General features: G+C 68.9%; 9 protein-coding genes. 4 read left to right on the top strand and 5 right to left on the bottom strand.

Translation table 11 applies throughout. The features are described from left to right. Window positions 1–497: 497 nt before the first annotated feature. Complete coding sequence (locus ABZ823_RS13415; RefSeq protein ID WP_361658186.1) at window positions 498–1,139, bottom strand: DNA-3-methyladenine glycosylase; 642 nt, start codon at window positions 1,137–1,139, stop codon at window positions 498–500. A gap of 178 nt (window positions 1,140–1,317) precedes the next feature. On the opposite strand from ABZ823_RS13415, the gene ABZ823_RS13410 reads away from it, so the two are divergent. The 3 genes from ABZ823_RS13410 to ABZ823_RS13400 all read left to right on the top strand — a co-directional run bounded on the left by ABZ823_RS13410 (window position 1,318) and on the right by ABZ823_RS13400 (window position 3,361). Beyond that, window positions 1,318–2,103 carry a sporulation protein gene (locus ABZ823_RS13410; protein WP_361658184.1) on the top strand — a complete coding sequence of 262 codons (786 nt, stop codon included), beginning with the start codon at window positions 1,318–1,320 and terminating at the stop codon, window positions 2,101–2,103. A gap of 48 nt (window positions 2,104–2,151) precedes the next feature. Beyond that, a complete protein-coding gene (locus tag ABZ823_RS13405) occupies window positions 2,152–2,691 on the top strand; it encodes a YbhB/YbcL family Raf kinase inhibitor-like protein (RefSeq protein WP_361658182.1) in 540 nt (179 codons plus the stop codon). Between the two features lie 163 nt (window positions 2,692–2,854). Beyond that, window positions 2,855–3,361 carry an HNH endonuclease gene (locus tag ABZ823_RS13400; RefSeq protein WP_361658179.1) on the top strand — a complete coding sequence of 169 codons (507 nt, stop codon included), beginning with the start codon at window positions 2,855–2,857 and terminating at the stop codon, window positions 3,359–3,361. A 120-nt stretch (window positions 3,362–3,481) separates the two neighbouring features. Here the strand turns inward: ABZ823_RS13400 and ABZ823_RS13395 are convergent, their stop codons facing one another. From ABZ823_RS13395 to ABZ823_RS13385, 3 genes are all read right to left on the bottom strand, one after another. Further along, complete coding sequence (locus ABZ823_RS13395) at window positions 3,482–4,453, bottom strand: SPFH domain-containing protein (RefSeq protein WP_361658176.1); 972 nt, start codon at window positions 4,451–4,453, stop codon at window positions 3,482–3,484. Between the two features lie 131 nt (window positions 4,454–4,584). After that, window positions 4,585–5,013 carry an NfeD family protein gene (locus ABZ823_RS13390; RefSeq protein WP_361658174.1) on the bottom strand — a complete coding sequence of 143 codons (429 nt, stop codon included), beginning with the start codon at window positions 5,011–5,013 and terminating at the stop codon, window positions 4,585–4,587. Between the two features lie 79 nt (window positions 5,014–5,092). Beyond that, a complete protein-coding gene (locus ABZ823_RS13385) occupies window positions 5,093–5,890 on the bottom strand; it encodes an ABC transporter ATP-binding protein (RefSeq protein ID WP_361658171.1) in 798 nt (265 codons plus the stop codon). Window positions 5,891–6,042: 152 nt separating this feature from the next. Here ABZ823_RS13385 and ABZ823_RS13380 point away from each other — a divergent pair, with 152 nt between their 5' ends. After that, complete coding sequence (locus ABZ823_RS13380; protein ID WP_361658168.1) at window positions 6,043–6,825, top strand: hypothetical protein; 783 nt, start codon at window positions 6,043–6,045, stop codon at window positions 6,823–6,825. Between the two features lie 87 nt (window positions 6,826–6,912). On the opposite strand, the gene ABZ823_RS13375 is transcribed toward ABZ823_RS13380, so the two are convergent. After that, window positions 6,913–7,155 carry a chaplin gene (locus tag ABZ823_RS13375; protein WP_361658166.1) on the bottom strand — a complete coding sequence of 81 codons (243 nt, stop codon included), beginning with the start codon at window positions 7,153–7,155 and terminating at the stop codon, window positions 6,913–6,915. Window positions 7,156–7,236: the final 81 nt, after the last annotated feature.

Raw genomic sequence — 7,236 nt, 5'->3', positions numbered from 1 at the left:
CCGACGGACGGGGTATCAACATATCTGGCGTTGACTTTTGGCACGCTGTTGAGTTCTCAAGGAACGGACGCTTCCTTCGTACTCACCCGAGAGACTCTCTCAGGCTTTCCTCCGGGCGCTTCCCTTCGGTGATTCCGACTCTATCAGATCTTCCCGATCCGATTTCCTCGGCGCTTTCCAGGTTCCCGCGCTTTCGCGTTTCCCTTTCCGGCTTTCCCGACTCTACCAGGTCCTTCTGGATCCGATTCCCGGTCGGCGGGATTTGCCTTGGGCCTCGGGCTTTCCGGCCCCCGGCCTTTCGGCATTCACTACGTTAGCCGATTCCCGTCGCGACTCATAATCGAGTTCCGCGAGTTTGAATTCGGATGTGCAGGCACACCAAATTCGCCCTCTGCGAGGGATGACGTGAGTAGTGGGTTGGCCGCTTCCGGCTGCTGGCTGAACGCCGTACCCGGTTCAAGCGGCTCGGGCTACATTACGCATCTCGCGGGGGCGCGTCAACTTCGGCGCCGGCGGGGCGTGTGGGCCCGATAGGGGCTCACCGTCGGGTCGTGGGCGATCCAGAAGCGCCATGGATGGATCGCACCGTCTCCGGCCACACCGGTGCGAGGGCCGCTGCGTACCTGGTCGGAGGGCACCGACGTGCCCGTCAGCATCCGCAGCGGGGTCTCTCCCACCGCGCACGCGTCCGTGCCGTCGAGTGCGCGGTCCACACCGAGGGCGGTCGCCAGGCGCGCAGGGCCTTTGGCCAGTTCCTTGTCATTGCGGGCCGAGAGTCGTCGCTGACGGGCTAGCTCGGCGCCCTCGGTGATCTCCCCGGCACGGAGCAGGACGGCGCTCGCCCTGCCCTCCGGGCCGCACACCAGGTTCATGCAGTGCCACATGCCGTAGGTGAAGTAGACGTACACATGGCCGGGCGGACCGAACATCACATCGTTGCGGGCCGTGCGGCCACGGTACGCGTGGGAGCCGGGGTCGTTCGGGCCGTCGTAGGCCTCGACCTCCGTGAGGCGCAGTTCGATCGGACCGTCCGGGGTGGTGCGGACGAGGACGCGCCCCAGCAGGTCGGGGGCGACCTCCAGTACAGGCCGGTCGAAGAAGTTCCTGGGGAGGGGCGTACGGTCGGAGGTCGCGATCATGGCGTACGAGCGTAGTCCAGATGGGTGCCTGGCAAAGGGTGGTCAAGGGTCCTCGCCCTTGGAAGGGTGGGGGCGCGGAACCGGCCCGGGGCCGGATCGCGTTTGTAGGGATCAAGGATCCGCGTACGCGTGCAAGAGGCGGGGCGGTGGAACAGGCGTCGCCTGGGAGGGAAGTTTCATGGGGTTCAAGCGGCTGCTCGCGAGCCTGGGTGCCGGCGGGGCGTCGGTCGAGACGGTGCTGACCGAGGGCAATGCGGTGCCTGGTGGTGTGGTCCAGGGTGAGGTGCGGATCCAGGGCGGATCCGTGAACCAGTCGATCGAGGGTCTGAACGTCGGGCTCCAGGCCAAGGTCGAGGTCGAGGGGCACGACGACACGGAGTACAAGCAGGACATCGAGTTCACCAAGGTGCGGCTGGGTGGTGCCTTCGAGCTCCAGGCGGGCGCCGTGCACGCCGTGCCGTTCGGGCTGGAGATCCCCTGGGAGACGCCGATCACCATGATCGACGGACAGGCGCTGCGCGGGATGCACATCGGGGTGACCACGGAGCTGGAGATCGCGCGTGCGGTGGACTCCGGGGACCTGGACCCGATCAACGTGCATCCGCTGCCGGCGCAGAAGGCGATCCTGGACGCGTTCATCCAGCTGGGCTTCCGCTTCAAGAACGCGGACATGGAGCGCGGCCGCATCCGGGGTACGCGGCAGAAGCTGCCGTTCTACCAGGAGATCGAGTTCTTCCCGCCCTCGCAGTACCGGGGTCTGAACCAGGTCGAGCTGAGCTTCGTCGCTGACGACCGGGAGATGGACGTCATCCTGGAGATGGACAAGAAGCCGGGTCTGTTCAGTGAGGGCAGCGACTCCTACCGCGCCTTCCAGGTGGGTCTGCATGACTATCAGGGCACGGATTGGGCCGCCTACCTGCACCAGTGGCTGTCGGAGGTCGGCAGCAGGCGCAGCTGGTTCTAGGCTCTGGATCAAGCGGAACCGTTGATCAACTGATTCGGAGGTGCCGAGGTGACCGAGCTGAACAGGCGTCCCCTGCCGCATGACTTCCATCCGCCCGTGCCGTCGTTCACGGTGACGAGCGAGGACATCGAGCCGGGGGCCACCCTCAAGCACGCTCAGGTCCATGCGGCCGGGAACACTTCGCCGCAGCTGCGATGGGAGGGCTTCCCGCCGGAGACCAAGAGCTTCGCCGTGACCTGCTACGACCCGGACGCCCCGACGGGGAGCGGGTTCTGGCACTGGGTCCTGTTCGACATCCCGGCGTCGGTCACCGAGCTGCCGGCGGGCGCGGGCAGCGGCAAGTTCGAGGGGCTGCCCACGGGTGCGGTGCACGCGCGCAACGACTACGGGACGAAGGACTTCGGCGGTGCCGCGCCGCCGCCCGGAGACGGGCCGCACCGCTATGTCTTCACGGTGTACGCCGTCGACCAGGAGAAGCTGGGTCCGGACTCGGACGCCTCTCCGGCGGTGGTCGGCTTCAATCTGCGGTTCCACACGCTGGCACGTGCCCAGCTCATCGGTGAGTACGAGAACCCGGCCGAGAGCTGACACACCCACCGAAGACTGACGTTCATTGAACGTTTGCCCGCCTCTGGTCTTGGAAGTGATCGGAGGCGGGCATTTTTTATTTCGTTGTCCATCTCGGCGTGCACGTCCAGAGTTGATCCAAGCCCGCCAGGGGGTGGGCGGGTGCACACAGGAGGTGGGCTGGATGCGTGACACGCTGGTGCTGAACGCGAGCTTCGAGCCGCTCTCGACGGTGACGCTGAACCGAGCCGTCGTTCTGGTGTTGCAGGACAAGGCCGTGGTCGAGCAGGCCCACCCGGAACTCCGTATGCGGGGCGCCGATGTGGACATACCCGCGCCCCAGATCATCAGGCTCTGCAGATACGTACGCGTGCCTTTCCGAAGACAAGCTCCGTGGTCGAGGCGGGGTGTTCTGGTGCGGGACCGGCACAGGTGCGCGTACTGCGGGCGGCGGGCGACGACCGTGGACCATGTGGTGCCGCGGTCGCAGGGTGGTGGCGACACCTGGCTGAACACGGTGGCCTCCTGTGCCGAGGACAACCACCGCAAGGCGAACCGCACGCCTGAGGAGGCGGGGATGCCGTTGCTGCGGCAGCCGTTCGAGCCGACGCCGGCGGACGCGATGCTGCTGGCGCTCGGGCAGGGCGAGTTCGAGGCGCTGCCGGAGTGGCTGGGGCAGTCTGCGGCCTAGGCCCCGGCACTAGGGAGCGGTGCGGCCCTGGAGTCATGGATGTGCGCCGCGTCATGGGATGTGGACCGGGGCCCGCCTCCGTCGGGAGGCGGGCCCCGGTGTCGTACGACGTCGGTCGGGTCAGTCGATGGACGGCTTCTCGCGGCGCTCGGCCGCTGTGCCCGAACCGGCGCTGCCGGACGCTCCGGAGGAGCCGCCGCTGCCGGAACCGCCGCCCAGGGGGCCGAAGTTGCCCATGGCGCCGGAGAGGCCCTTCAGGGCGTCGCCGATCTCGCTGGGGACGATCCAGAGCTTGTTGGCGTCGCCCTCGGCGATCTTCGGGAGCATCTGGAGGTACTGGTAGGAGAGCAGCTTCTGGTCGGGGTCACCGGCGTGGATCGCTTCGAAGACCGTGCGGACGGCCTGGGCCTCGCCCTCGGCCCGCAGGGCGGCGGCCTTGGCCTCACCCTCGGCGCGCAGGATCTGGGACTGCTTCTCGCCCTCGGCGGTGAGGATGGCGGCCTGCCGCGTACCTTCCGCGGTGAGGATCGCGGCGCGCTTGTCACGGTCGGCGCGCATCTGCTTCTCCATCGAGTCCTGGATGGAGGTCGGGGGCTCGATGGCCTTCAGCTCGACGCGGTTGACGCGGATGCCCCACTTGCCGGTGGCCTCGTCGAGCACGCCGCGCAGGGCCGCGTTGATCTCCTCGCGGGAGGTCAGGGTGCGCTCCAGGTCCATGCCGCCGATGATGTTGCGGAGCGTGGTGACGGTGAGCTGCTCGATGGCCTGGATGTAGCTGGCGACCTCGTAGGTCGCGGCCCGGGCGTCGGTCACCTGGTAATAGATGACGGTGTCGATGTTGACGACCAGGTTGTCCTGGGTGATCACCGGTTGCGGCGGGAACGGCACCACCTGCTCGCGCAGGTCGATGCGGTTGCGGATGGAGTCTATGAACGGGACCACGATGTTCAGGCCCGCGTTCAGCGTGCGTGTGTAGCGGCCGAAGCGCTCGACGATGGCCGCGCTCGCCTGTGGGATGACCTGGATCGTCTTGATCAGGGCGATGAAGACCAACACCACCAGAATGATCAGGACGATGATGATCGGTTCCATCGTGGTTCCCCGTACCCTTCTCCGCCTCGGCGCCTGTGGAAGATCTTATGGTTGTCGAAGATCTTGCTGGACGAGTCTGGCAGACCGTCGCCTGCCTCGTGGGCTGTTCGGTCGACTTACGTCCTACGAGGTCACATCACGATCGCGGTGGCTCCGTCGATGTCCACGACGTCCACTTCCTGGCCGACGTCATAGGTGAGTTCGGTGTTGAGGGAGCGCGCCGACCAGACCTCCCCGGCGAGCTTGATCCGGCCGCCGTTGCCGTCGACGCGTTCGAGGACGACGGCCTGTCTGCCCTTCAGCGCGTCGATGCCGGTGGCGAGTCCGGGCCGTTGCGCGCCGTGCCGGGCGGCGATGGGCCGGACCACGGCGATCAGTGCGACGGACACGGCGGCGAAGACCACGACTTGGAGCACGGCGTCGCCGCCCAGGGCATCGACCACGGCGGCCGCGGCGGCGCCCACCGCGAGCATCCCGAGCTCCGGCATCGCGGTGATCACGAGCCCGATGCCGAGCCCCGCCGCGCCGACCAGCCACCACACCCACGCGTCGATGTCCACGTCGTCATGGTAGGGCCGGGGTCCGGTCGCGGACAGGGCGCCGTCCGGGGCGCAGGGCTTTCCGCCAGGGGCTTCGGGGTCAGGACAGGGGCAGCCCGTGAGCGGTCCAGCGCTCGCCGACCTGTTCCACCACGAGCGGGAGGCCGAAGCAGAGGGAGAGGTTGCGCGAGGTCAGTTCCAGCTCCAGCGGCCCCGCGGCGAGCACCTTGCCCTGCCGGATCATCAGGACGTGGGTGAAGCCGGGGGCGATCTCCTCGACATGGTGGGTGACCATGATCATGGAGGGGGCGATCGGGTCCCTGGCGAGGCGGCCGAGACGGCGTACGAGGTCCTCGCGGCCGCCGAGGTCGAGGCCGGCCGCGGGCTCGTCGAGGAGCAGCAGCTCGGGGTCGGACATCAGGGCGCGGGCGATGAGGGTGCGCTTGCGCTCGCCCTCGGAGAGGGTGCCGAACTTCCGGTCCAGGTACTCGCTCATGCCGAGGCGGTCGAGGAAGGCGCGGGCCCGCTGTTCGTCGATGTCCTCGTACTCCTCCTGCCAGCCGGCCGTCATGCCGTACGCGGCGGTCAGCACGGTCTGCAGGACGGTCTGGCGCTTGGGGAGTTTCTCGGTCATGGCGATGCCGGCCATGCCGATGCGCGGGCGCAGTTCGAAGACGTCGGTGCCGGGCCTGCCGAGGGTCTCGCCGAGGATGGTGGCGGTGCCCTTGGTCGGGTAGAGGTAGCTGGAGGCGACGTTCAGGAGGGTGGTCTTCCCGGCACCGTTGGGGCCGAGGATGACCCAGCGCTCGCCCTCCTTGACCGACCAGGAGACCTGGTCCACGAGAGCCCGGCCCTCACGGACCACGGATACGTCCTCCAGCTCCAGAACATCGCTCATGAGCGCGTTGTCTCCCCTTGCAGTGTGGCCGGTGTCGGCTCTCGCGTACGCCTGTGGGCGTGGTCCGCCACGCCGGTGGGCGGGGCCCCCATGAAATCTACGCCACCGGTCGCCCGGTCGATTCCATAGGTCCGGTCCGTAGGGTGGGAGGCATGCTCTCGGAACCACGCTCAGGTCGACTGGCCGCATGGGGAAATGCCCTTTTGGCCGGGTTTGTTTCGCCGGACGACGCCGCGTCCGCCATCGTCGGCGAGGATGCGGTGCACCGGGTGGAGGGACTGCCGGATGAGCCGGCCCCCGTCGGTCTCACGCTCGCGCTGGGGCGGCTGCGGACGCTCGGGGTGACCGGGCTGCGGGTGGCCCTGCCCGTGCCGGGGCATCCGCTGGGGCTGAGCGGTCCGCCGGAGTTCAATGCGCGGGCGCTGGGAGCCGAGGAGGCGGTGGTCTGTCACGGAGCCGCGTTCGGGCTCGTGCCGGAGGTCTACGAGGCGGGGCCGGACGGCGATGTGCACGTCGAAGTCGTCTGGCAGTGTCTGCCGGTGCGGGAGGCGCCGCCTGCCGATGTGCCTTCGCTCGGGGAGGCCGAGCGGGAGCTGGCGGAGGCGCTGCGCGAGGCGACGGAGGTGTTGTCGCGGCTGGACGTGGCGGGGTCGGGGCCGGTGGCGGAGGCGGCGATCGACGCGTACCGGGCGCGCGCCGAGCGGGGGCGGGAGGTCCTGGCGCCGGGGTATCCGCCGCGGGCGGTTCGGGTGCTGGAACTGGCCCAGCGGGTGGGGCTGCTCATCTCGGTCGCGTACGAGAACGGGCACGGGGGCGCGGTGAGCGCCGCGGAGATGGCTGCGCGGGCGCAGGCGCTGCGACCGGTGGAGCGGACGGCCCGGCGGGCGCAGGTGGCGGCGTACAACTCGATGGTGGAGCAGCGGGAGACGCGGTGATCCGGTGGGCTGATGTGGCCGTTGCCGCGCCGACCGGCCTCCCGGGAACTCCCGGGAGGCCGGTGGCAGGAGCAGACCTTGCCGGCCTCAGTGGTTGAGGCCGAGGTTGCCGAAGGCCGGGTTCAGGAGGCCGACCACGTTCACGGTGTTGCCGACCGCGTTGACGGGGACGTGGACCGGAGCCTGGATGACGTTGCCCGACACGACGCCCGGGGAACCCGCGGCCCGTCCGTCGGCGTGCGCCTCGTGGGCGGAGGCGAGGCCGGCACCGGCGGCGATCAGTCCACCGGCCATCACGGTGACGGCTGCGGCCTTCTTCAGGTTCTTCACTTCTGAGCCCTCTCCTTGCGATCACTGCGGCAGGCGCCGCTGCACGCCTTGGAGAACGGCCGGGATCGATGGAGGATGCGC

The sequence above is a fragment of the Streptomyces sp. NPDC047079 genome (assembly GCF_040643755.1).
Taxonomy (GTDB): domain Bacteria; phylum Actinomycetota; class Actinomycetes; order Streptomycetales; family Streptomycetaceae; genus Streptomyces.
Note: the sequence above shows the minus strand (reverse complement) of the source record. Positions and strands in the feature narration are given on the sequence as shown.